This window comes from Ruegeria sp. BHSA163 (assembly GCF_059613365.1).
Genome location: NZ_JBXWSJ010000035.1, coordinates 16,908 through 40,618, shown reverse-complemented (window position 1 = coordinate 40,618; position 23,711 = coordinate 16,908). Strand labels below are relative to the sequence as shown.

At 55.8% G+C, this 23,711-nt stretch carries 17 protein-coding genes; 11 read left to right on the top strand and 6 right to left on the bottom strand.

Translation table 11 applies throughout. From position 1 onward, the window contains the following. Positions 1-15 precede the first annotated feature (15 nt). Genes napA through AC2FNV_RS15965 form a run of 5 tightly spaced genes read left to right on the top strand, consistent with a single transcriptional unit; the run spans position 16 to position 4,250 of the window. Complete coding sequence (gene napA, locus AC2FNV_RS15985) at positions 16-2,508, top strand: nitrate reductase catalytic subunit NapA (protein WP_170607390.1); 2,493 nt, start codon at positions 16-18, stop codon at positions 2,506-2,508. A gap of 55 nt (positions 2,509-2,563) precedes the next feature. Continuing rightward, positions 2,564-2,992: a nitrate reductase cytochrome c-type subunit gene (locus AC2FNV_RS15980; protein WP_170474210.1), complete on the top strand. Its 429-nt coding sequence runs from the start codon at positions 2,564-2,566 to the stop codon at positions 2,990-2,992. 30 nt (positions 2,993-3,022) lie between these two features. Continuing rightward, entirely contained in the window at positions 3,023-3,715 is a 693-nt protein-coding gene (locus AC2FNV_RS15975; RefSeq protein WP_170607392.1) for a NapC/NirT family cytochrome c, read from the top strand. A gap of 13 nt (positions 3,716-3,728) precedes the next feature. Next, the gene (locus tag AC2FNV_RS15970) at positions 3,729-3,986 is read left to right on the top strand and encodes a hypothetical protein (RefSeq protein ID WP_170607394.1); all 258 of its coding nucleotides are present in this window, start codon (positions 3,729-3,731) and stop codon (positions 3,984-3,986) included. A 48-nt stretch (positions 3,987-4,034) separates the two neighbouring features. Beyond that, entirely contained in the window at positions 4,035-4,250 is a 216-nt protein-coding gene (locus AC2FNV_RS15965) for a hypothetical protein (RefSeq protein ID WP_170610992.1), read from the top strand. Positions 4,251-4,708: 458 nt separating this feature from the next. On the opposite strand, the gene AC2FNV_RS15960 is transcribed toward AC2FNV_RS15965, so the two are convergent. Next, positions 4,709-7,789: an AAA family ATPase gene (locus AC2FNV_RS15960; RefSeq protein ID WP_496773856.1), complete on the bottom strand. Its 3,081-nt coding sequence runs from the start codon at positions 7,787-7,789 to the stop codon at positions 4,709-4,711. Next, entirely contained in the window at positions 7,786-8,922 is a 1,137-nt protein-coding gene (locus AC2FNV_RS15955; protein ID WP_496773854.1) for an exonuclease SbcCD subunit D, read from the bottom strand. Before AC2FNV_RS15955 ends, AC2FNV_RS15960 begins: the two co-directional genes overlap by 4 nt. 72 nt (positions 8,923-8,994) lie before the next feature. On the opposite strand from AC2FNV_RS15955, the gene AC2FNV_RS15950 reads away from it, so the two are divergent. Further along, a complete protein-coding gene (locus AC2FNV_RS15950; protein ID WP_496773852.1) occupies positions 8,995-9,786 on the top strand; it encodes a BrxR family transcriptional regulator in 792 nt (263 codons plus the stop codon). 191 nt (positions 9,787-9,977) lie between these two features. After that, on the top strand, positions 9,978-12,557 hold the full coding sequence (locus AC2FNV_RS15945) for an NB-ARC domain-containing protein (protein WP_496773850.1): 2,580 nt from the start codon (positions 9,978-9,980) through the stop codon (positions 12,555-12,557). A 128-nt stretch (positions 12,558-12,685) separates the two neighbouring features. Here AC2FNV_RS15945 and AC2FNV_RS15940 read toward each other — a convergent pair whose 3' ends face one another. Beyond that, a complete protein-coding gene (locus tag AC2FNV_RS15940) occupies positions 12,686-13,327 on the bottom strand; it encodes an alpha/beta family hydrolase (RefSeq protein WP_496773848.1) in 642 nt (213 codons plus the stop codon). 505 nt (positions 13,328-13,832) lie between these two features. On the opposite strand from AC2FNV_RS15940, the gene AC2FNV_RS15935 reads away from it, so the two are divergent. The 4 genes from AC2FNV_RS15935 to AC2FNV_RS15920 all read left to right on the top strand — a co-directional run bounded on the left by AC2FNV_RS15935 (position 13,833) and on the right by AC2FNV_RS15920 (position 18,670). Beyond that, positions 13,833-14,183, top strand: a complete 351-nt coding sequence (locus AC2FNV_RS15935) for a hypothetical protein (protein WP_496773847.1) — start codon at positions 13,833-13,835, stop codon at positions 14,181-14,183. Positions 14,184-14,576: 393 nt separating this feature from the next. After that, a complete protein-coding gene (locus tag AC2FNV_RS15930; protein WP_496773845.1) occupies positions 14,577-15,767 on the top strand; it encodes a tyrosine-type recombinase/integrase in 1,191 nt (396 codons plus the stop codon). 310 nt (positions 15,768-16,077) lie between these two features. After that, the gene (locus AC2FNV_RS15925; RefSeq protein WP_496773843.1) at positions 16,078-16,266 is read left to right on the top strand and encodes a helix-turn-helix transcriptional regulator; all 189 of its coding nucleotides are present in this window, start codon (positions 16,078-16,080) and stop codon (positions 16,264-16,266) included. Continuing rightward, on the top strand, positions 16,259-18,670 hold the full coding sequence (locus tag AC2FNV_RS15920; protein ID WP_496773841.1) for a bifunctional DNA primase/polymerase: 2,412 nt from the start codon (positions 16,259-16,261) through the stop codon (positions 18,668-18,670). Before AC2FNV_RS15925 ends, AC2FNV_RS15920 begins: the two co-directional genes overlap by 8 nt. Positions 18,671-18,819: 149 nt before the next feature. On the opposite strand, the gene AC2FNV_RS15915 is transcribed toward AC2FNV_RS15920, so the two are convergent. The 3 genes from AC2FNV_RS15915 to AC2FNV_RS15905 form a co-directional block, all read right to left on the bottom strand. Continuing rightward, positions 18,820-20,190: an exonuclease domain-containing protein gene (locus AC2FNV_RS15915; protein WP_496773839.1), complete on the bottom strand. Its 1,371-nt coding sequence runs from the start codon at positions 20,188-20,190 to the stop codon at positions 18,820-18,822. Between the two features lie 274 nt (positions 20,191-20,464). Then, positions 20,465-21,475 (bottom strand): PD-(D/E)XK motif protein, encoded by a 1,011-nt coding sequence (locus AC2FNV_RS15910; protein WP_496773837.1) that lies wholly within the window; start codon positions 21,473-21,475, stop codon positions 20,465-20,467. Further along, entirely contained in the window at positions 21,472-23,703 is a 2,232-nt protein-coding gene (locus tag AC2FNV_RS15905) for a Z1 domain-containing protein (protein ID WP_496773836.1), read from the bottom strand. The genes AC2FNV_RS15910 and AC2FNV_RS15905 overlap by 4 nt, the downstream gene beginning before the upstream one ends. Between the last annotated feature and the right edge of the window lie 8 nt (positions 23,704-23,711).

The window sequence follows — 23,711 nt, the reverse complement described above, 5'->3', positions numbered from 1 at the left end:
ACCGGAGACCCCGATATGACCATCTCTGAATCCCGTCGGACCTTTCTGAAAGCGACTGCTGCCGCTGCCACGGCCTCAACAGCGGGTTTGACGCTGACCACAGGCAAAGCCAATGCACAGGTCGGTGTCCCGGATATCAAATGGGATAAGGCACCTTGCCGGTTTTGCGGGACCGGATGCACCGTTCTGGTGGGAACGAAGGATGGCCGCGTTGTCGCGACACAGGGCGACCCTCAAGCCGAGGTCAATCGGGGCCTCAATTGCGTCAAAGGCTATTTCTTGTCCAAAATCATGTACGGGAAAGATCGGCTGACCCAACCTTTGTTGCGCATGAGGGACGGTGAGTACGCCAAGGACGGAGAGTTCGAACCTGTCTCATGGGATCAGGCTTTCGACATTATGGCCGAGAAGTGGAAAGAGACGCTAAAAAGCAAGGGTCCCGAAGGGGTCGGCATGTTCGGTTCTGGCCAATGGACCGTGTGGGAAGGGTACGCTGCGTCAAAACTAATGAAGGCAGGGTTTCGGTCCAACAACATTGACCCTAATGCACGGCACTGCATGGCGTCAGCCGTCGTAGGCTTTATGCGCACCTTCGGCGTGGACGAACCTATGGGATGCTATGACGATCTGGAGGCCGCGGACACATTTGTTTTGTGGGGTTCGAACATGGCCGAGATGCACCCTATCCTGTGGTCGCGTCTTACTGACACGCGCCTGACAAAGGCAGACTGTCAGGTTCATGTGCTTTCTACTTTTGAACACCGCTCATTCGAACTTGCCGACAACGGGATGGTTTTCACGCCGCAGACCGATCTGGCAATTCTCAACTACATTGCGAATCACATTATCCAGACCGGGGCGGTGGATGAAGAGTTCCTGTCCAAACACGTTAACATCACTAAAACCGCCACGGAAATCGGCTACGGCTTGCGAGATGAAAACCCGCTTCAGTTGGCCGCCGCCAACCCGAATTCCGGCGAACTCACCCCGATTAGTTTTGATGAATATGCTGAGTCGGTTAAGCCTTACACTTTGGAATACACAGCTGAATTGTCCGGTGTGCCCGCTGAAAAACTTGAACTCCTTGCCAAGCAGTATGCCGATCCCGATCGTAAGGTTATGAGCCTTTGGACAATGGGCTTTAACCAACACACCCGTGGTTCATGGGTGAATTCGTTGATGTACAATGTACACTTGTTGACAGGCAAAATCTCTGAACCCGGCAACTCTCCATTTTCGTTAACAGGGCAGCCGTCGGCATGTGGTACAGCCCGGGAAGTCGGCACTTTCGCCCATCGGTTGCCTGCCGATTACGTTGTTACTAACCCTGAACATCGCGCCAAAGCAGAAAAAATCTGGAAGCTTCCCGAGGGTACAATTCCGGATAAAGTGGGCTTCCATGCTGTTTTGCAAAACCGCATGCTGAACGATGGGGTGCTGAACGCTTATTGGGTGCAGTGTAACAACAATATGCAGGCCGCACCGAACATGAATGAGGAAGGCTGGCCAGGTTATCGCAACCCGGACAATTTCGTGACTGTTTCAGATCCGTATCCAACGGTCACGGCAATGTCGGCAGATCTTATTCTGCCAACAGCGATGTGGGTCGAGAAAGAAGGGTGCTACGGAAACGCGGAACGAAGGACCCAAATGTGGCGCCAGCAAGTGCACGCCCCTGGCGATGCCAAATCTGATCTTTGGCAACTTATGGAATTCTCAAAACGTTTTACCGTTGAGGAAGCGTGGGGCGCAGACTTTGTTGCTACTGCGCCCGAAATGGCCGGGAAAACTTTGTATGAAATCCTTTTCAACAACGGCAATGTCGATAAGTTCCCACTGAGCGAAATCCAACACGGCCATCCTAATGACGACGCCAACCACTTTGGCTTTTACGTACAAAAGGGCCTGTTTGAAGAATACGCCGAATTTGGTCGTGGCCATGGCCACGATCTTGCGCCTTTTGAACGATATCACGAAGAACGCGGTCTTCGCTGGCCGGTTGTCGATGGCAAAGAGACACGCTGGCGTTATCGCGAGGGCCATGATCCGTATGTTGAGGCCGGCTCGGAACTGCAGTTCTATGGGTTCCCCGACAAGAAAGCCAAGATAATATTCGCACCTTACGAAGCGCCGCCGGAAGTCCCGGATGAGGAATATGATCTGTGGTTCTGCACTGGCCGCGTTCTGGAACATTGGCATTCTGGGTCGATGACGCGCCGGGTCCCCGAGTTGCACAGGTCGTTCCCGTTGGCGGTTCTCTATATGCATCCGGACGATGTCGCGGATCGCGGATTGCGGCACGGTCAGGAAATCAAGATCAAGACCCGCCGGGGCGAAGTGACTAGCCGGATCATGACCAAAGGTCGAAACAAGGTGCCACGCGGATTGGTTTTCATGCCTTGGTTTGATGAAGGGCAACTTACAAACAAACTGACACTTGATGCGACCTGTCCGCTTTCCAAGCAGACAGATTTCAAAAAATGCGCCTGCAAAGTCGAGCGTGCCTAAAGCAGCGATGGCAATCAACAAACAGCCGTCCAGCCAAATATAAGGAACATGCAAGATGAAAAAGATAGTCGCTATAGTCGCTGCCCTGTTAGTTGTGGTTGGCAGCATTTCTCTGGCTCAGGAGCTTCAGGACCTGCGCGGTACGCCGCCGGATGCACCAAGCGTTGTCAATATGAGCCTTCAGTGGGAAGGGCGCGAGGGGCGCATGGTCAGGAACTACCGTCAGCAGCCACCTCTCATCCCGCATTCGATCACCCAGTATCAGATCGACCTGAGAACCAATCAATGCCTGTCTTGCCATGACTGGACCAAGGCGGGGGAACGCAATGCACCTACCCTATCTATGACCCATTACCTTGATCGCGAAGGAAACGAACTGGATCACATCGCGGGCACACGGTATTTCTGCAATCAATGCCATGTGCCACAGGCCGACACTGAACCGCTGGTCGAAAACGTCTTTGTGCCGTCCTACGGCAACTGATCGAAACGGATCGCATAAGGAGCGCGCAAGATGGCAGAAGACAACCGAGGCCGTACCCGTCGCATATGGGACTGGTTCTGGAGCCCGATACCCGTACTCAGCGTCGGATTTACTTTGATCGCCGGGTTTTTGGCAGGCATCCTTTTCTGGGGTGGATTTCACTGGACGCTTGAACTGACCAATACAGAAGAGTTTTGTACCTCATGCCACTCCATGGAAACCAATCTTGGTGAGTATCGGCAGACGATCCATTACAACAACCATTCCGGCGTCCGCGCGATCTGCTCGGACTGTCATGTCCCTCACGAATGGAACCACAAGATCAAAGCCAAGGTCATGGCGGTCAAGGATGTCTATCACGAGTTGGTTGGTACCATTGGCACGTCCGAGAAGTACGAGGCACATCGGTTGAGCATGGCATCGGCTGTTTGGAAAAAAATGAAGGAATCCGACAGTCGTGAGTGTCGGAATTGTCATAACTTTGCCTATATGGACTTCACCATTCAGGAGGCACGTGCAGCCTCGGAGCATCAACGCGCCATTGACAACAATATGACCTGTATTGATTGCCATCAGGGTATCGCTCATAGTTTGCCGTCGGATTATCTCGAAGAGTATCAAAAGGTTACAGAAGAGCTGAGTGCCCAAGCAGCGGAACCGCTTGAGAAACACGCAGCCGCTGGCGACGATATTCGTTCATTCCTGCAAAATTCCACAGACTGAAGGTAGCGCAACAATGCTGGATATTCTCGGAACCATCGGTGGCAATGTCCTTAGCCTGCCCGGTATTCTCGGGTTGGCGCTGGGCATGATGACGCGCAAACTTTGGTTGGGTGCGTTAATGGGCGGTGTGGTCGGCGTGATCGAGACACTAATCTTCGCTGGCTGGCAACTAGACCATGTCGAAACACTCGAATTGGTGATTGCCATCGTAGTGGGCGTCTGCGCCGGCAGTATTGGCACAGCCATTCGTCTGAAAGGTGCGACAGTCTGAAGTGCTAAAGTGAGTATTTGCAATTATAGAAGAAATTGGGCGGTATCATTGCGCGCCGGTGTTTTTGGAAAAATTATCAAAAAAAATAGTGCGATGAGCTATAAAACGCCAAGAGATGAGTTTGAACCGTATGTTCAAAGAGCATTTGATCTCGTGGCCCAATATTACATCGCAGCGGCCGCCTGCTTGCCAACTGTTGCGAAGGAGGGCTGCGCGGCTATCCGCGATACCGAAGCGTTCCCTTTCACAGCAACGCGCTGTTGAAAATAGATACGCTTAGGGTTCGAGGAGGTGTCATTACGATCGACACCGACCGTTACCGGAGGGGTTAATACGCCCCGAGACTGGCTCTATCTGCCATTCCTGAGCGCAGCCTAGCCCGGTTGTCTGAAAACCGAAAGCGCAAACTTCACCTTGCGAATTTGCCGAAGGTGTTGATTCCACTGTTAAATTTGGAGTGTTTCCGAAGAAGAATGGTGCCGGTGATAGGACTCGAACCTACGACCCCATCATTACGAATTTTGCCGTCCATGAGTTGGACGTGACCGGATGAAGCCGCCCAAAGCCGCATAACTCATTACGATTAAATCACTATTTTGAGCGATGCTCTTGGACGGTGTCGGACGTCGTTGGCGAACCTTTGACGAACATTCCCTACTAATCCCCTACTAATTGACGCACCCAAACCCATGCATGGTGACTCCAAGCGTGGTAGGCACCCGTCATACCAACCCCTTTCTTTCCTCGACCCGGCTACCGCCCGGCGTCGAACGTACGTAGAATCCTTGCGGAATAGCCTCCTGCACCAGACCGACATGCGAGATCAGGCCCACCGCCCGGCTGCCCTCTGTCAGCGCCGCAAGAACCTGAATCACCTGGTCCAACGTGCCCGCCCCGTTCTCGGTATCGAGGCTGCCGAAGCCTTCATCGATAAAGATTGTGTCCATCCGGATTTTACCCGACAGGCTTTCGACCACATCGGCGAGCCCAAGCGCCAGGGCAAGTGCCGCAATGAATGTCTCGCCCCCGGAAAGGGTCGCCGTCGGGCGCGCCTTACCAGTGTTTATGTCGAAAACCTCGATTTCCAGCCCGCGCTTGCCTCGCCCGCCCGATGCCTCGAGTCCGCGCGTGAGCCGGTAGCGGCCACGAGTCATAGGGTCGAGCCGCATGTTTGCCGCCTCAAGCACCTCGTCGAACATGGCGCCGATCGCGAAGGTCTCTAGTGTCATCTTGAAATCGTTCTTGCCGTTGGCCAGATCAGCCAGTCCCCGTAGCGGACCAGTTTCGGCTTCAAGCCGATCGGTTTCGGCCAAGGCCGCGGCAAGCGATTCCTTAAACTTGGTAAGGGACGATACATCCGTTCTTGCCGCGGAAAGCGCATCGTTGGCGGTGTTCAATTCCTGGGTAGCGTTGTCGACTGCCAGCTGAAGCGGGGCGAGGTCCGGGCGCTCGCGATCCGCACAGGCAGCCCTGGCGTTCTGCCAAGTCGTGCGCGCCGCGATCAGGCCCTCACGATGATCGGAAACCGTCTTGCGGTTGGCGTCGAGGGTCGAGAAATGAGCTTTGCAGGCCTCATATACTGTTTTGTCCAGTCCGACCTCGGCGAGCCGAGCGCCAAAATCAGTTTGCGCCTTTTCCACGCGCTGCGCCTGCGCATCACGTGCCCGCTTAGCGGCTTCGAGCTGCTCTTGCGCACGGGTTAGCGCTTCGCTCGCCAGTCTATCACCCTGCGTTGCCAGTTCCAGCGCCTCAGAGAGTTGACTCTGCTCGCGTTGCAAAGCCTTCCGCCGTGCGACAACCGCCTCAGGTGTACGAAGCCCTTCAGGCAAGGCCTCAACCACTGTATCGCGCTTGGCGCGAGCCTCGGCTAGTGTCGTCTCAGCCTTTCCTGCGGCTGTGCGCGCCTTAGCCTCGACAGTCTCAGCCTCGGTCACTTTCCGCTTCAAATCCGCAAGCCGCCCCGCCATTGCGTCAACATCAATGGCCTCTCCAAGCGCAGCGATGGTGTCTTCCAGCCTAGCGATTTCAGCTTCGATTTCCGCCAACTTCCGCTCAGGACTTTCCTGTTCCTCCAGCGCCCGTTTCATTTCCTCGAGCCGCGTTAGGCAGTTGCCGAGTTCGCTTTCCGCCCGAACCCTCGCTTCGGCTGCGGTTCTTGCCTGAGCCTGTGCGCTACGAAACGCCTCGGTCAAACCAGATTGTTCAAGTGTACCATAGGCCGGCGTGGGATGTTCGTGGGAACCACAGACAGGACAAGGCGTCCCTTCGGTCAATTTTTCGGCCAGAATGATCGCCTGTGTGCGCGAAAGCCGTGCCTCGGCCTGAATCAGTGCCGCCTCGGCGGCTTCCGCCGCTTCGGTTCTTGTCACCAGCTCGATCGATGCCGCTCCGACTTTTCGTTCGGCATCCGCGACGGCTTCCTGTGCCTTTGCATGCGCCGCAGCCTTAACCAGTTCACGGTTGACCTCTGCTAGCTCACCAGTCAGCTCGCCTCGTGTCGCCTCGGTCTTTCGAGACTGCTCAAGCGCTTGATCCGTCGCGTCCCGCCTTGACTGGAGCGTTTCGCTTGCTTCTACGGCCTCTGCTAGCGCCTTCTTTGCCGTGACTTCGTCCTTCACAGCCCCATCAAACGCGTTCTGTAGCTCTGCTGCCTGCCCGACCTGCTTTTCAATCGCCTCCAACCTTGTCAGGTCGGCTTGAACCTGCCGCCGTCGCCCCTCGCCCGACTGTGCCTCGACCAATTTTTGCGCCGCTACCTCCTTCGCACCAGTAGCGATGTTGAGTTCCGACTCGGTCTTCGTGACAGCCCCCACCGCATTCCGGCTTTCCTGCTCCGCAGCGCGCAATGCTGTCTCAAGATCACGGGCCTGCAAGGCATTCCCGACGGCCTCAATCCGCTTGGCCAGCTCTTCGACCTCGCCAGTTTTCGCTTCTAGATCGTCAAGAGCCTTCCGTGTCGTATCGACGGCAACAAAGGCCTTTTCGATCTGCTCTCCTTCAGTCAGAGCTTTGCGAGCGGCTTCGTTCGCCGCCTCAGCGATCTGCTGAGTTCCTTGCTTCTCGGCGACTTTTACTTCCGCCGCAGAAATACCCAGTTCCAGTGCCTCGGCGCTTTCGAAGCCGCGTTCCTCAAGCCGGGCTACATAGAGCGCACGCTGGTCGCGCAACGCTCGTTCTGCCTCTGAGGCTTCGTCCTTCAGCCGGGCGGCAAGATCGCGATAGATCTTCACGTCGAAGAGATCCCGCAAAATCTCGACCCGCGCATCAGTCTTCGCGGCAAGGAACGTCTCGAACTTGCCTTGCGGCAAGAGCACGATCTGTCGAAACTGATCTGCCCCATAACCCAACAGCGACTCGATCTGCTGCCCGACTAGCGAAACCTTCTTTTCAGCAATGACGTGGCCAGACTGGCTCGGATCAAGTGTGTCCAACGGAATTCCGGTGACGTCGAATAGCGAGGCTTCTGCCGCGTCTTCTGTCGTCCCTTCACCGCGCGCCTTCGGACGTTCCTGCGCAGGACGACGACGGATCAAGTAGGTCTTGGCACCTAGCTCAAAGACAAATTCGACTTCGGTGGGAAGATCCGGTGCTGCGTGGTCCGAACGTAGTGAACGTGGTTCCTGATCGGTTTTGGTTGGTGCTCCAAAAAGCGCGAAAGACATCGCCGAAAACAACGTCGACTTCCCAGACCCTGTCTGGCCGTAGATCCCGAACAGCCCCGTTTCCAGCGCAGAGCGGAAATCCACTACTTCAGTGGTCGCGAACGGCCCGAAGGCCTGAAGCGATAGGCGAATGGGTCTCATGTCTGCTCCTCCCCGGAGGCTGCTGCATGGAGCTTGTCCGCTACGATCGCAACTTCCTCGGCATTGGGCTCCCGGCCACGCACAACCTTTATGAAGTCGTGGACCATCTCGATCGGCGTGGTCGAAGCCCGGCCTGCGTCAAACGCCTTAGCCTCTGGCGCGCGCGCCTGCCGGGCGTAGGCCAGATGGCAGGCATTGGGGTAGATCGCACGCAGCCGCTTCATCGGATCGATCAGAGGGACCTCATCCGTCAGTATGGCCTGGATAAAGTCTTCAGACGGCGTTCCTGCCAAAAGATCGGAGAATGCCCCAGTGAGGGAGCGCACTTGCCGGTTAGGACGGAACGGTACCGTGCGAATCTCGGCCCCTCCAGCTTTCAGATCGACAACAGTCATGGATTTCTCGCTTCCCGCCTCGTCGAAACCAAACGCGAGAGGTGCGCCGGAGTATCGAATATGACGCGCGCCCACGTCCTGCGGCTTATGCAAATGCCCCAGTGCAACGTAATCCGCCCCGTCGAAGACATCGGAGGGAACAGTTTCGATGCCACCGACTCGCGTTAGGGCGCGCTCTGTCTCGCCGACCGCGCCGCCCGCAACGAAGGCATGGGCCACTACCACCCAACGCGCTCCTTCGGGCACCTGCCCCCTCGCTGCGGCGATCTGGGCCGCGATGACATCTGCTGGCGCGCTGATACTCTCATCCCCGAACACCTCGCGCGCGGCGTACTCATAGGAAAAGGGCAGCGCGGAAAACGCGATCTCGCCATGTTCGTCACGCTGCACAAGCGGAGCTTCTACCGCGTCGGCGATCCCACGCACCAACACTCGCGACGCAGTGGAAAAGACAGACATTGCTTCGATCCGATCGCCGGAATCGTGGTTGCCCGAGATCATAACTACGGCGGCTTCGCTCTCCTCCGCTACGCGCTTGAGGAAGCGGTTGAACTGCCGGATTGACGAATTGGGCGGAGAGGCACGGTCAAAAACGTCTCCTGCGATCACAAGGACATCGGCCCGTTCGACCACTAACGTTTCAAGAATCTGACCGAGGACGGCCTCGTGATCCTCCTCGAGGCTCAACCCCATAAATTGCCGCCCCAGGTGCAGGTCCGCCGTATGAAGTATGCGCATTTGGTCAATCCACTTTCTATACGTATAGTAAATGTATGGACTTCCAGCAGGGAGTCAAGTATTGCTTGGCACATGACTCTGGAAGCCCTCAAACACGCGCAACGTGAGCGAATTTTGTTCCTCGACCAATGCCTGACCTGGAGAGGTCAGGCGAACCGTCGTGACTTGATGGAACGGTTCGATATCTCGATGGCACAGGCTGCGGTAGACTTTCGAACGTATCTATCGCTGACAGGTACGCCGCCAGTCTATGATGCCGCTGAGAAGGCCTATTTTTCTAGCGGCGACCATAACCCGTTGACGGATGCTGGCCCGGAGCAAGTTTTCGAATTGCTCGATCAAGAGACGCCATCGCTGGGCGCGAGCATCCCTCTTCCTAATCGCGTGATGGACCCCACCGTCGTCGCGCAACTCTACCGAGCCATGAAGGGCGAACGAGACATCCAGATTACCTACACCTCGATGACGAGCGGTCTCTCCGGACCGCAGTGGATCAGTCCGGTGCGCTTCCATTTCGACGGAGAGGCAATTTATCTCCGCGCATGGAGCTATAAGCACGAGACCTACCGCGATTATCTCCCGATACGAATAACTAAGCAAACTGAGGCGGCAACGCGGTACAGGTCGTCTGCTCTAGCGGTTGACACGGACTGGCACAACTTTGTGCGCATGTGGATACGCCCGCGTTCAAATCTATCCGATGCACAGGCGCAGGCTGTCCGGCTGGAGTACGGCTTTGAAGACAGAACGCACATAAAAATCGAAACTCGGAAGGCGCTTGCATTCTATGTCATCAGACGGTGGCGTCTGAATCAGGAAAAGGCCCGGCTTGAGTTAGAGAAAATTGAAGAGGTGGACGTGTGATGGTTTGCAAACAATGTGGTGAAGGCCAAGCGCCCCATTTTCTTCGAATTTGAAGCTAGCCCGAGCATCAAGAATGAGTAGTCTGGCGAGAAAGCCAAGGGCAACCCATATCACCTCGAAGGAAACGATTGTCCGATTGAGCGCATCAAGGGCGGCATCTTGGCCAAACACAAAAGTGGAGGGCATGCTCAATGTCCAGCTTCCAAAAGGTTGCTTTGTTTCTTTTCTTTGACTCGATTGAGAGTGATCTGGTTGCTCACTGCCGCGATATGGTAGTTTCAACCGACATTGAAATACTTAACGATGGGGAAAGAAATAAGGCGAAGGACAACCTCTCTAAGCGAGAGTTTGCATTTAACTTAGAGGATGACCTTGATCTACTACATGGCTTAGATATTGGAGAAAAGTTTGACGTACTTTTAAGATGGCGAAAGTATCTTCCATCATCTCTGTCTGATTATTTTTCCTCCAAAAAGCGTGCGTTTGATAAATGTATTTCAGTACGAAATTCGGTAATGCATGGAAGGCCTCTTACAATAGATGAGTACGCCCTAGGTTTTGCGCTAGCGACTGACTTGTTGAAATCACCTAAGTACTGGCCAAACCTTTCCGAGACGACGAGGAAGTACAAAGACGATCCAAAATCATTAATCGAAGCTTCCTCAAAGCTTCTCGAACAATTTAGCTTTCCCGAAATCCTAAATAACCTTCCTTCACCAGATTATGAGGATACTGGATTTTTCCCAAGGCCGCGGATCGAAAAAGAACTAAAAAAGAAGATACTTGGAAGACATCCGGTCATCACTGTTCTTGGCGATGGTGGAAACGGGAAAACCGCACTTACTCTTCAAACTCTCTATGACCTTCTTGCGAGCAATGATCATGACTTTGACGCAATAATTTGGGTTTCAGCGAAGTCATCGAAATTATCTACTAGCGAAATTCAAAGAATAGAAGGAGCTATTTCCAATTCTCTGGACGCATTTGGTGCCGTAGCCAAGTTCATGGATGAGAACACAGATTCTCCAATTGAGCGTGTAAGAACTTTGCTCGAGAATAATAAGGTTCTTCTTGTCATTGATAACCTTGAAACAATTCTTGACAAAACGCTTGTCGACTTTGCGAGTGATGTACCAGGCGAGAGTAAGGTACTCTTAACTTCCAGAGTTCCGTTAGGTTCCGACCTCACGGTTGTGGTCGATACATTCAACTCGCAAGAAGCTCTTGCTTTCTTAAAAAGAATTGCGGCTGCTTACAATATACCTAAGCTGCTTCGGGAAAGTGATGAGGCACTTATTCGCCATGCCGAAGTCCTCAATAATCGACCTTTGCTCTTAAAGTGGTTTGCTTTGGGCGTAGCTTCTGGCCTTGAACCCGCCAGGATTCTCAGAAACTCAGATGTCGCAATAAAGTTTGTATTAGAGAATGTATTCGAGGCGCTGACCGATAAGTCTAGGCGATTACTTCGTGTTCTCGCTGCCTTGCCCAAGCCGGCGTCAATAGCGATTTTAGAGCATGTATCAGAAGAAAACACCGGCGACATTGAGGAGAGTTTGGCTCAACTCATGCGGTTCACAATCGTGGAGCAAGACACGACTTCAGACTATGAGATTGAATATCGAGTAAAGCCAATTGCAAAGGCTTACTTAGTTAGAGTTCTTGGTGAAAAGCTGAGAGACTTACAAACAATATTGTCAAAGTATCGCAATATCGAAGCAATATATCAGACGGAGCGGGCACAGGGATCTCTTGATCGTTACAACCCAAGGAAGTACGTGGTCCGATCGCAGTCCGAGGCACTTGCAGTCGGAAAGCTACGGAAGGCGATCCAGAATACTCTGAAGGAAGACTTCGAAACAGCGCTATCTACGATAGAAGAGTTAAAAAGATCCCACCCAGATTACTTTGAGGTGTGTAGAGTTGAAGCGTTTGTGTGCAATAAGATGGGTGATTTGTCTCGGGCTCAAGGAGCTTATGAAACAGCCATTGAACTGGATTCAGCAGATAACCACCCTCAACTTTATCATTACTATGGCGGCTTCCTGATGAGGTCTTTTGGAGATCATGCTGGAGCACTTAGGAATTTTGAAAAGGCAATTGAGCTAGATCCTAAATCTCTTCTCCCAATTGTTGAGGCGGCAAGAACCAATATGTTCTTACATGACTTTGATAGGGCTCAAGAGCTTATTTCGAGTGGGCTTGGATTGGGAGCGCCAAACCTACGGTCTGAAATTATCTTGTTCGATTTGCAGTTACAGAATTACGGAAGACGATTTGATATCGCTTTGGCAACTGGTAATGCGCGCGAATGTATTAGACACTTACCTCAGTTCACAGAGTTCCTAGCGGAAATCAGCTATGATCATCTTGATAGCACTCTGGTGAATCACCTGCAGAAGTACTACCGGGTGGTGGCTAAGCTGAAAGAAGCGTTAGGCGATGATGTTTTAGAGGAATTCCTTGCTCTTCAGAGGGAGTTTCAAAACGTCCTATCACTTGTTCCCCAGCCGGAAAATGGTGGCATTGCAACGCCCGATCATGTTGAGGTGCAGGCGTCCGGGCCAGTGAGACGTGGCTGGCTAAAGAAGGAAGGACTGAAGCCTGTCTATGGTTTCATTCGTGATGAAGCGGGAGAAGATACGTTTGTGCACAGAGATTCAGTATCACCAGAGGTCTGGCAGCAGATGCTCGAGGGAGTTGCAATCCAATTCGAAATCGAAGTGACTGATACTGGAAAAACGCGTGCAAACAATATCTGCCTAGCTTCGTGAAAGACTCCAGGATTTAGACGCTCGAACAGGCGCCAAGTAGCGCACTTAAGTTAAATGTTGGTTTTTACGCGCTGCGGTCTGCCAACCAAACCCTGCAAACACGGCAAACCCGGCACGCCAAGAGCTTGCTAACCAACACGACCTTCCACCCATTCTGAAACCGCTGTGCCCATGGAAGTGATGTGATCGGCATGTGAGAAGCCAGAGATGCGCTTGCGTGGCTTTAGATCGTGATCGCCGTCTTCAAACCAGTTCAACTGGATTCCTGACGATAGCTCATACGTGCTGACTTCATCCTTCGAACCAAACTGGTCGCGCGTTCCCTGACAGATCAGTGTTGGGGTCCGCAGGTGTTTAAGGTGCTCAGTGCGAAGCTTCTCAGGCTTTCCGATTGGGTGAAATGGGTAGCCTACACAGAGCAACCCAGCGATGCGCTCTGCGTCAAACAGCTCATCCGCAATCATGCTGGCAACGCGACCGCCCATGGACTTTCCGCCCATGATCAACGGGCCTTCAGCTTGCAGCGCTTCGATTGCGGCCAAGTACTCCGAGTTCAGTTTTTCGGCGCGTGGCGGGGGCTTCCTGGTGCCTTCAGTTCGGCGGGCGGCCATGTAGGAGAATTCAAACCGAACAACTCTCAGGCCCTGTTGGACCAATGCGTCGGTGATTGCAGTCATCGCAGGAGAGTCCATCGGCGCACCGGCGCCATGAGCGAACAGTATGGTTGCGCTTGCTGCTTCCGGGCCAAGTTCGAAGAAATCGTTCGGCATCTTCTCTTCTGCTCCTCGGGGTTCGTGGCGCGTATACACAACGCGAATACTACGGCGCCGAGGCAGCAACAAAACCCGGCAGACCCCACCCCGTGCACGGCTTCTCCGTCATCAGGGGCACATGCGCCCTCCCGGTCAACCCTCTCTGTCTGGTCGCCCCGGATGGCGAAATCAGCACCAAACCAAACTCTTCCAGTCCGTCCGCAGTCCGTGCGGAATTCTTTGCTTGAGCCGCGAATCAGCTGACCAGGCGCTGTCGTTGCGCCGCTAGATCGAGAGAAATGCCGACGGCACTCGTTGAAAATGTCCTTGGACCACACCCGCTCATACGGGGCGGTGCCGGACGTAAGTCATTAAAAATAAATGAATACTTGACTGTCTTTGTTGGTTCACGTTGGGCTCTTCGATGACCCTAGGTACCGTCCGTGCCCTCCACGCGGAAATCTCCGCTGAAAGGCCAGATGCTTCCTTGGGCATTTCGATGTCTGCTTAAAAGGAGAATCAAATGTTTGACATCAACCCAACAGGCCGCGCCCTAACGCGACTCGGTTCTGCCGCTATCGCTGCCGTCGAGTCCCTGCAAGCAGTCGATGACATCTACGTAGAGTCGGGCGCCGTCCAAGTGATGATCTTCCACGAGCGCATCGGCCAGCTCGGTGGCCTCAGTACCGATCGGCGAGGACAGTATATACTTGCGACTGCAGTTGATGGGCGGATCACCGTCGAGCGCCTCCAAGAGCTGGGTTTTCGGTACGAGACTCGGAACGACGGATCTCATTACTGGTATCGCCCTGGCCACGTGAACTTCCACGGCCTGTTCAAGGCCCTGGGAGAAATCACTGGACTCGTCATCTGACACGCGGCTCACCTCCAGGACAGAAGATCGCAAAAGATTACGGGCCGGCATCGACCGGCCCGTTTTCAATTTGTGTCTCTGCAAGCTTCAGGGGGCATCTGTGGGCTACCCCACCCCATGCACGGCGATGGGCTCCACAGCACCTCTTGCCTTTCTCGGTCCACCCTCTCTGGCGCCCTACCTGGATCAATCTGCATGTCAAAAGAGCAGCAGCGACGACCATCGCCTTCCGAGAAATGCCGACATGAATATCTCTATAGCTGGTGATCCTACAGACTTTGGCTCATGCGCGCGCGCATGGGACGGTGCCAGATGAAGAAAGATAAGTATCTGATAATGATTGCTTTTTCGTGATTTCATGCATAAGTTGAGTTGAGGCCAGAGGAGGTCTCAATGCCGACACTTCGTTTCACCAAACGCGCCGTCGATGCGCTGCCGCACCCCAAAATGGGTCAAATTCTATATCGTGATGAGCTGCTTCGCGGGCTCGGGGTACGAGTGGGGTCCCAGTCTAAGGTCTACTACGTGGAAGGCCAGGTGGCCGGGCGTACACGCCGCGTGACCATCGGTCGTGCTGATGCCGTGCCAGTGGACGAAGCCCGCAAACGGGCGCTGGGCATTTTAAGCGACATGGCCGCCGGTGTGGACCCCAATGCCGAAAAGCGGCGCGTTGCGCAGGAAAGCCTGACCCTCGGCCAAGCCTTTGATCGGTTCTTTGAAACGCGCAGCGGTCTCGCGGACAGTACTCGTGAAAGCTACCAGCGCACCGCAGACCTATACTTGAAGGACTGGAAACGGTCGCCTGTTACCAGCATCACCCGCCAGATGGTGCTCAAGCGCCATCAGCGCATCGCCAAAGACCATGGCGAGGTTACCGCCAACAACGTCATGCGGCATTTTCGGTCCGTATATAATGTGACCGCAGCGGCGCATGATGAATTCCCACCGAACCCGGTCAATATCCTAACGCAGGCGCGTGCCTGGTATCCCGAGCGACGCCGGCGCGGCGCGGTTTCTGCCCAGGACCTGCCGGCTTGGTGGGCCGCCGTGATGGACGAGCCCGACTACGCGCGCGACTTCCTTCTGATCGCGCTGTTTACCGGCATGCGGCGGAACGAGATTGCCTCGCTGCGCTGGGATCAGATCAATCTGGAAGAACGGGCCTTACATATCCCACGTACAAAGAACGGTGACCCGCTGGACCTTCCGCTGTCCGATTACCTGGTGAACCTGCTGCGGGACCGAAAGACTCGGGCAGGTCGGTCACACTGGGTTTTTCCCAGTTCTAGCAAGAAGGGCCATATCGTCGAGACCAAGAAGTTCACGGCGCGCGTGACCGAACGCTGTGGTGTCAATTTTACCCTCCACGACTTGCGCCGGACATTTATTACCATCGCGGAAAGCCTGGACATCCCACACTACGCCTTGAAGCGGCTCCTAAACCACCGCCTGTCTGGCGACGTCACGGCCGGTTACATTGTCAGCGATCTGGACCGGCTGCGCGGGCCTGTGTCGCTGGTTGCGGCGAAAATCCTGAAAAACGTCGCGGCCGAAAACGAACAAGCCGAGCGTAGATTTGGCTAATGTCACGCCGTGATCCTGGCTGTCTTGCAAAATAAACCAACCCGCCGGCTTGATTGCAGCGTTGCGCTGATATATTTGAAGGACTGCAGGAGTTGACAGGCCTGCGCCCGAACAACGTTTCGGGAAGCGGCGTGCGGGGTACACCTTTTCAAGGTGCCGCAGCATCGGGAGAAACCCCCGGCATAACTCGTCGACCAACGTTCAACGACAGCCGATAGCCCTTTTGGCATCCTTTTAACTCGAGCAATGGCTCACGGGTCGTGGCGCACTCGTGCATGAGCCAATGCTCAAGCATAAAAGGAGCGCCCTTATGCGTTCTTATAATAGCACGCTGCTAACTACGAAAGAAGCAGCGCAACATCTTGGGCTGAGCCCGTACACTCTCGAACGCTGGCGGTATCTCGGAAAAGGTCCACGCTTTATCCGCGTTGGTAGCAAGGCCGTTCGGTATCGTCTCAGTGATTTGGAAGCCTTCATCGAAGGAGGCAACCATGGGTGAGCAGTTGACGCGCCTTTCCGATTCCATGGCCACGCCTGCTGGTGCAGCGATGGAATATGTAAAACTGGGTTGGGAGCCGCTTCGGCTCCCCCCTCTTCAAAAATCGCCGGCAGGGAAATGGAAAGAGCCACGGACATGGACCGAAGATGAAATCCACGCGGATTTCTCCGAAAATAGCAATGTCGGCATTGCACTGGGAAAACGGTCTGGGAACCTGATCGACATCGACTTCGACTGCCCCGAAGCAGCCGAACTCGCCAAGATCCTTCTGGATACCTTGCCAAGCTTCGGTCGACCCGGTTCGCCATACAGCCACCGCGTTGCCCAGGCCAAACTTAAGAAAGGCCGCTATACATTTGAGTTGCCGGACGCAGTCGCCACCAAACTCAAAGCGTCCCGCGCGATGCTACTCGAGTTACGCGGGACCGGACATCAAACCATGTTTCCGCCGTCAACCCATCCGAGCGGGGAGCTGGTACAATGGCATTCTGACACAACTTCGTTGCCCCAGGTCGAACCGGGCGAGTTCCTGAGGCTGTGCGGTATCATCGCTGTGCTATCCGCCGTTGCGATGGCCTATCCGAAGGTGGCAGGCCAGCGAGATGAAGTCTGTATGATGATCGCAGGCGTGCTCGTACGCGCGGGTTTCGATGATGAAGTGATCGATGACCTGATCGAGTGTGTCGCGTCATTGGCTGGCGACGAAGAAGCCGAAAAGCGACTTGGTAAATCCGCGGCAACCCGTGCCCGCATCGATGCAGGCGAGGGCGCATGGGGACTTCCGGAACTCTGCGCGCGCCTGGGAATCGAAGAAGTCGAACCGGCCTTCCGCAAATGGCTGGGTTCCAAAACGCGCAGAACGCGCGGCGCAGATCCAGGTCGGCCTGTGATTTTCCTGCAAGGCGGCAACCTGCCATTAGAGGTAGATGCTGCCGAGGAAGCCGTCCTAGCCGCCGGCCTTGGCATCTACCAACGAGGTGAAAACCTTGTGCGGGTTGTTCGCCTGCCGCACAGCGAAGGCTCGGACGGCGTACGGCGTCCCAGTGGGGCGCTGTTGATCCACCCGGTCAAAGTGGACTGGTTGCGTGAGAAATTCGCACTCTCGGCAGTCTGGATGCAATACGGCAAAGAGGAGCCCTATCCCGTCAATCCACCCACTGAACACGCGCGGGCGCTTCTGGCTCGGGTGGGAGAATGGCGTGCGCCGGTACTGCGGGGCCTGGTGTCGAGCCCAACCATGCGGACCGACGGCACAATCTTGCAGGAGCCCGGATATGATCCCCAGTCGGGCTTGCTCTACGATCCGGGAGGAGAGATTTTCCCACTGGTGCCGGACAGCCCTAGCTTTGCAGAAGCACAAGAGGCGATGCGTGTACTGAAAAAGCCGTTTCGGGAATTTCGGCTGCCCACGCCAGCTGACTGGTCGGTGCTACTCGCGGCAGTTCTAACCTCGGTCATACGGCGGACGCTGCCCACGGCACCGCTTTTCGCTGTAGACGCGCCGACAGCTGGTTCGGGGAAGACATTGATGTGCGCTGCCATCGGTGTGATCACCTCCGGCTACCAACCGACCATCATCTCGCAAGGCGGATCAGCGGAAGAAGACGAAAAACGGCTCTCCAGCATTTTGATGGCCGGCGACGCCGTGCTCGTGATCGACAACTGCGAACGCCCGCTCGGCGGCGATACACTATGTTCGATGCTGACGTCCGAGGTCATCGCCGCGCGTGTTCTCGGGAAATCCGAGAGAAAGCAAATGCTGACCAATGTTCTGGTGATGGCGACGGGCAACAATCTCGAAGTTGTTGGTGACCTTGGCCGCCGGACGTTGGTCTGTCGCATCGATACTGGCGAGGAGCGACCTGACCAAATTCCCCACACGTTCGAATTGCTGGATGAAGTTATGGCAGACCGACCGCGACTGGTCGTTGCCGCGCTCACTGTTTTGCGCGCCTACGTGGTAGCAGGAAAGCCAAACCCCATGACACCGATGGGTTCCTTCGAGGGGTGGAATCTCGTGCGCGAGGCCCTGGTGTGGCTCGGGGAAGATGATCCCGCTATCACCCGCGAAACCGTCATCGCAGATGACCCGCGGAAAAACGAACTCGCCGAACTTCTCGAGTTGTGGGCCGAAGCGGTTGGCGGACGTCCAATCACTCTGGCGGAGCTGGCGGATGCGGCAACCAAGGCGCCGCGTTCGAAATCGGCAGACCTGCATCAGGCTCTCGCGGAGCGGACCCCGAAGCACGTCTTCAATCCTCGCAGTGTCGGCCGCTATCTGGCTCGGCACAAAGACCGCTTGGTTGGCGGACGCGTCCTGCGCTGCGAAGATGATCCGTCTGGGGTGAAGCGCTACCGGGTTGAAACACCCGGAGCGCCACCGCCCATCGACATGCCCTTCTAAGGTCGATCCGGAACATGCGGTTGGGGTCGGCATTGCCGGCCCCCACTGGTTTTGCGGGTATACCGGGTTTGTTTACTCAGCCGTCGCGCGGCCGGCAAAAACCCTACTAACCAGTCAAACCTTAGTATCGGTTCATCTGCAGCTTGCCGCTACTCACCACCGATGCCCTCGAGCCATCTTCGAATTTCTTGCAGCTCGGATGCGTTGGTTTCGTCGGCAGTTATCCCGTCGAGATCGGATAGTGCATCGCCGAGGGTGCGACCTGCTTCCACGCCTTCGCGCCCGTGCAGTCGATTGTGCAGCCAGGTCTCAAGCCCCTGGCGAAGCTCCGGTCGCAACATCGCCGGCTTTTCAAGAAAGACGATGCGCCGCCCGAGTTCGCGCAGGCGGTCGTCTTCAAGGGTTTCGATTATCTCCGCGCGTTCAGGCCATGGCGCGACATGGAAGGCCTGCATGCGACCCTCATCCGCCCGGCTGGGAAACCCCTCATACATTCGCTTCTCGACCACCTCTTTGGCCGGCCAAGGTGGATAGCGTTGGGCCAGGGCTTGGCCCACCCGCGCGGCAAACGGACCATCCTGGACGATTTGAGAGGCCCTCCGGACGATCTCACCTTCTGGCACACCATAGTCAGCTCCAAGGTCGATGTCTGCGACTGCCGGCATCTTGTTGGATGTGACAATCCGGATGGCCCTATCAGGTCCTTGCATCGCCTTTACGAGGTCATCGACATCCTTTTGCAGAACCGGCGCCGGGTCCTTTGTCAGATCAAAAACCCCGAGCATGGTTGGGTTGTCGCTGCTCTGCCCACATCCCACCACCGGCAGCACAGTCGGTCGACCCATATGATATTGAACGAGACAAAGAGGCTGTCCCGAAAGCACCCGCGCTTGAACCTCTGACTTATCGACCAGCGGTATCAACGAATCCCACACCGCCGGCGCGCGGTCGCGGATAAGGCGGGCCATGTAGATAGTTGCCTCAACGTCGGCCAGCGCGTCATGGGCGTTCTCATGGGCGAACCCGTTGGCGGGGGCCAGCATGTCGAGTTTCAGGGTGGGTCGCTCATTGTGGTTGATGGGTACCGTGATGGCGTTGGGTGCCAGGGCTGCCGTGGCCTGCGCCAGGCGCAGCACATCCGCCCTCTGATTGCCGTTCGTGTTGGTCAGGTAGATCGGCTGCAGCGTCTGATAGAACGCCTGCCGCATCAGAGGCTCGTCGAAGGAGAGTGTGTTGTATCCGGTGAAGATCGCCGGCGACCACTCGCGCAGCCTCTGGGCAATGGCCAGCATCGCTTCGTAGTGCGTCTGTAAGCTGGGGTCCGTCAGCATCGCTGGCGATACTCGCGTTGCCAGTAGGGCGCCTGGCGCGGGGACAACATGCGGCAGCAGGCGGCAGCGGATTTCGAAGCGGTCAAGCTCGTTCAGGTCTTCATCCGTCCGGATCGCTGCAAACTGCAGGATCTGGTCGAATGTGGTGTCCGTACCAGTGGTTTCGGTATCGTAGAAGACGAAGTTCATGGAGGAAGTTTAGCTAAACGGTTCAATACAGACACATCCAAACTACCTGTCAGAACATGAGGGGCGGAAAGCGGGCTTTCGCCGTGCTCGCGAGTGCGTCCCTATCTGACAGCGGAAGCCGACATTCGCGCTGAGGTTCGATTTCAACCTGAAGTATTGGCGCGCGGGGCGGACATGATTTCTTGTGGATGAAAAACAACTAAAATTCTGATATTAAACACGAAATTTTGAATTCGTAGGCATCGCTGCAAGGAATTCGCAACCAAACATCGCGCTAAGCGATGTCAGCCGGAAGCAGGTCCCAGAACAGCGGATCGCGATCAACCAATGCGGTAGCATCTAAGGGCGTGCTTCCAGACAGATCAGAGGTAAAGCGCACGTCCGATACGTTTGCAGGCGGCTGCTCACGCATCGCCGGTATGGTGCGCAAATCGAAGTATCGTAGTGAACTCTCGGCAAGTCGTTGATCGAAAGGTACATCAAGAGAGATCGCAAAACTTGTGCCGAGCGTTGATGCAACCACGTCGTGGAGCTTGAGTAGCAGGTCTTCGTCATCGGCTATCCGGTCTTCAATCATCGCAATCAGATCAGAAAGTGCCAATCCTGCCGGCACCCGTTCAATCATCAGCGAGGCGAGAACGGCAACCGTGCCGGGTGGCGGGTTACATTGGTCAAATGAGAAACTGTGCTGCCGCAATCGGCCGGCGCATGTTTTTACTTCAAGCCTGATGTCGCCGGCCGAGAAGTCAAAACGCGCGCTGTCATCGATCCGCCACGCGGCCAGAGCGCGCGCCGGACTGCGGCACCGTGATATCAAAAACAACTCGCCAAAGAGTCCGTTGAGCGATCTGACGGGCGGCCTGCGAATGCTCTGGAATATCGAGGCAAGTCGCTGCACGGCACTCGCAAGATCAGTACGCGAGGGTGTGTCTCCCATGTGGCGCATGATGATATGGCACACGGACAGGAAATAACGGATCGTCTCCGGCTCGGCGGATCGGCAACGCGCAACCGTAAAGCGTCCATCTTGCGTATCACCATGGGTATCGGTGATCCGGCAACCGAGTTCAAACTGCGCATCGAGCGATTCCAGTCTGATCGGCGGCGGCGCGCGCCCGCTGGCATCGGACGTGCGCACAAGCAGGCAGGCTTTGCCCCGCGAGTCCTTGCCGACGAAGTAGCTCTGATACGAAGCGACCGGCCTTACGGCAAATACTGGTGTACCGGATTGATCGGCAGGCGGCGCAGCAAGTGCTTCGAAGACTTCGAAGAGCGCAGCGGTCATGTGTTCTGACCGGGCTGGTCCTGATTAACCCAGGCGGCTTCCATGCGCGCGGGAACCCAGACCACCAAGACCGGAATATTCTCGGCGATAATCGGACCGGTCTGCTCTCTGCGTAAATCCAACGTGTGTATCTGGATATTGACTTGACCGTCCTCGCGCATGTCGCGGTCACCAGGGTAGATTTCACCGCGGCGTTCACGCGGCCATTGCGGGTTGGCACCTTGATAGAGATTTACGACCGCCCCGTTTTCATCAACTGATCGTCTGCGCCGGGTGCCGGGGCTCATCCGGTAGACAGTGCAAACTTCATCCGGGTTCTGCTCAAGCGCGCGGCTAAGCTGCAAAAGCAAGCCCGTGATCTGCTGGGAGTCGCGCGAACTGGTAATGCGCATTGGAACCAGAAGCTGCTCCATCACAGCGCGAAGCGACAAACCGGACGCGATTTCGTGGCGCTGTTCGTCGGTACGGTTCGGGTGGCCGTCCACTTCTTCAAAGTTCGTGGTGGCTATGAAATCCGCTACAGTCTGCCGGTTTGCTCGTACGACTTCGTCCGCGGCAAGGACGACCCGCGGTGCAACCCAGCTATCCGAAAAGCGCCCGCGAATATAGTCGAATTCCAGAACGTTGTGACGGCAAGGCCGGAGCGCGTTATCCAGAACAAACGCCCGTTTCCAGTCATTGAGTGAGCGTCCGCTATCGCGGATTTGTTCGAGTTGGGTGCGCATGTCTTCTTCATGCTCGACATAGCGCTGAAAGGCGCGATGCGTCCCCTGCTCCAGATACACCCGGCAGAAACCGAGATAGCCGCGCTTGTACCCAAAAAAGCGCGCGCGCTGTTGCACCGTGTCGGCATTGCCGACACCGATGCCGCGCGGCATGTATGTGACGGTCAGGCCTTCAACGGTGAAGCCACGATCCATGGCCTGCCCGCCTACGAGAATCCAGCCATAGACGCTTCGCCAGTCCACCGGCGGTGTTCTCCCGCCGCTGGCATTAACTTCAAGAATGCGGGTGCTGCGAAACGCAAAGCGTAGCGTCGGCGCAAGCTCGTCGAACGTGGGCAAACCGTCCTGCACAGTCTCAGCGAGATCTTCGTACGCACCGCGCAGTTCGTCCAGGAGTTCCTGCTTGTCCGGATCATTGTCCGGCAAGCCCAAGATGCGCTTCCATTCCTCAAAAATGTCGCGGACCCAATTGTAGTACTCCCTGTGCTGGGCTGTACGGTGCGAAGGATGCACGAGCATCGATCGGTTGCCACGATTTCCGCCTTGGCGAAGTCCGGCAGCCACGCCCACCATAAATATCCGCAAGGCTTCAAGAAGCGTGTCAGGGGGTTCTGTGAGCGGATTAGCGTTTGTCGGCACTTCCGCTGTCGGGATCGTACGCACAAGCGCCTGGTTGTCAGCGAAGAAATCGCGTCCACCGACATAAGCTTCACCCGGCGTCAGCACTTCGACAAAATTTGGGGAAAGCGAGTCTACGATGCTGACGAGCAAGGGGGCCTGCGGGGTGGCAGTATACTGGAGATAGGTGTGAAGCGGCAGCGTACTGCGCATCTCCATAAGCCGCGCATAGGTGCTGCTCTCATCGCCCTGCGCAACTTCGGTGTTCAGGCTGGCTTGATCGGCCTCATCGTCAATGATCAGAACCGGCACGCTTTCCATGCCAACAGCGCGCAACAATGCCGTTAGGTTCCCAAGCCGCTGATAGTGCTTAAGGACAGTCACAAGGACTGTCATTTTGTAATCGTTGGGCGTTCCCGGATCACGCCATGCCTCGAAGACATCGCGCATGGTCTGGACTGTCGAATCTTCATGCTCGGGGTTCTGGAAATGCATCCAGCCCCGTGCCCGGTCGGGATCATCAAGACGCAAGTCGCGGCGCACACGACCTGTTGATTGCTCAAGCAGCGGATTGGAACTTCCTGCAACGATGATGACCATCTGGAAACCGTTATCCCGCGCGAGGGCTGCGGCAGTCTCAAAGGACATGGTCTTTCCGCTCTGCACGTAGCCGACGACAAGCCCTGTTTCGTGACCATTCGCATCGGCTGGCGTGATCCCGCGCCCAAGGATTGAGGCCGCCGCACCGGCAATGTCATCGCGACTTTCAGCGGGTACGACGTGATCCAGAAAATCCTGTGTTTCGGGGCCGACGGCAGGTTGCCAGCGCGCACCGGGCGCGCCTCCGGCGACTGGCTGGACAATCAGCGGCGCATCATCTGTCATTTTTCACC

Excerpts from the sequence above, each read along its gene's own strand:
- napA (WP_170607390.1), top strand. The coding sequence starts at position 16 with ATGACCATCTCTGAATCCCGTCGGACCTTTCTGAAAGCGACTGCTGCC.
- AC2FNV_RS15980 (WP_170474210.1), top strand. The coding sequence starts at position 2,564 with ATGAAAAAGATAGTCGCTATAGTCGCTGCCCTGTTAGTTGTGGTTGGC.
- AC2FNV_RS15975 (WP_170607392.1), top strand. The coding sequence starts at position 3,023 with ATGGCAGAAGACAACCGAGGCCGTACCCGTCGCATATGGGACTGGTTC.
- AC2FNV_RS15970 (WP_170607394.1), top strand. The coding sequence starts at position 3,729 with ATGCTGGATATTCTCGGAACCATCGGTGGCAATGTCCTTAGCCTGCCC.
- AC2FNV_RS15960 (WP_496773856.1), bottom strand. The coding sequence starts at position 7,789 with ATGAGACCCATTCGCCTATCGCTTCAGGCCTTCGGGCCGTTCGCGACC.
- AC2FNV_RS15955 (WP_496773854.1), bottom strand. The coding sequence starts at position 8,922 with ATGCGCATACTTCATACGGCGGACCTGCACCTGGGGCGGCAATTTATG.
- AC2FNV_RS15950 (WP_496773852.1), top strand. The coding sequence starts at position 8,995 with ATGACTCTGGAAGCCCTCAAACACGCGCAACGTGAGCGAATTTTGTTC.
- AC2FNV_RS15945 (WP_496773850.1), top strand. The coding sequence starts at position 9,978 with ATGTCCAGCTTCCAAAAGGTTGCTTTGTTTCTTTTCTTTGACTCGATT.
- AC2FNV_RS15940 (WP_496773848.1), bottom strand. The coding sequence starts at position 13,327 with ATGCCGAACGATTTCTTCGAACTTGGCCCGGAAGCAGCAAGCGCAACC.
- AC2FNV_RS15935 (WP_496773847.1), top strand. The coding sequence starts at position 13,833 with ATGTTTGACATCAACCCAACAGGCCGCGCCCTAACGCGACTCGGTTCT.
- AC2FNV_RS15930 (WP_496773845.1), top strand. The coding sequence starts at position 14,577 with ATGCCGACACTTCGTTTCACCAAACGCGCCGTCGATGCGCTGCCGCAC.
- AC2FNV_RS15925 (WP_496773843.1), top strand. The coding sequence starts at position 16,078 with ATGCGTTCTTATAATAGCACGCTGCTAACTACGAAAGAAGCAGCGCAA.
- AC2FNV_RS15920 (WP_496773841.1), top strand. The coding sequence starts at position 16,259 with ATGGGTGAGCAGTTGACGCGCCTTTCCGATTCCATGGCCACGCCTGCT.
- AC2FNV_RS15915 (WP_496773839.1), bottom strand. The coding sequence starts at position 20,190 with ATGAACTTCGTCTTCTACGATACCGAAACCACTGGTACGGACACCACA.
- AC2FNV_RS15910 (WP_496773837.1), bottom strand. The coding sequence starts at position 21,475 with ATGACCGCTGCGCTCTTCGAAGTCTTCGAAGCACTTGCTGCGCCGCCT.
- AC2FNV_RS15905 (WP_496773836.1), bottom strand. The coding sequence starts at position 23,703 with ATGACAGATGATGCGCCGCTGATTGTCCAGCCAGTCGCCGGAGGCGCG.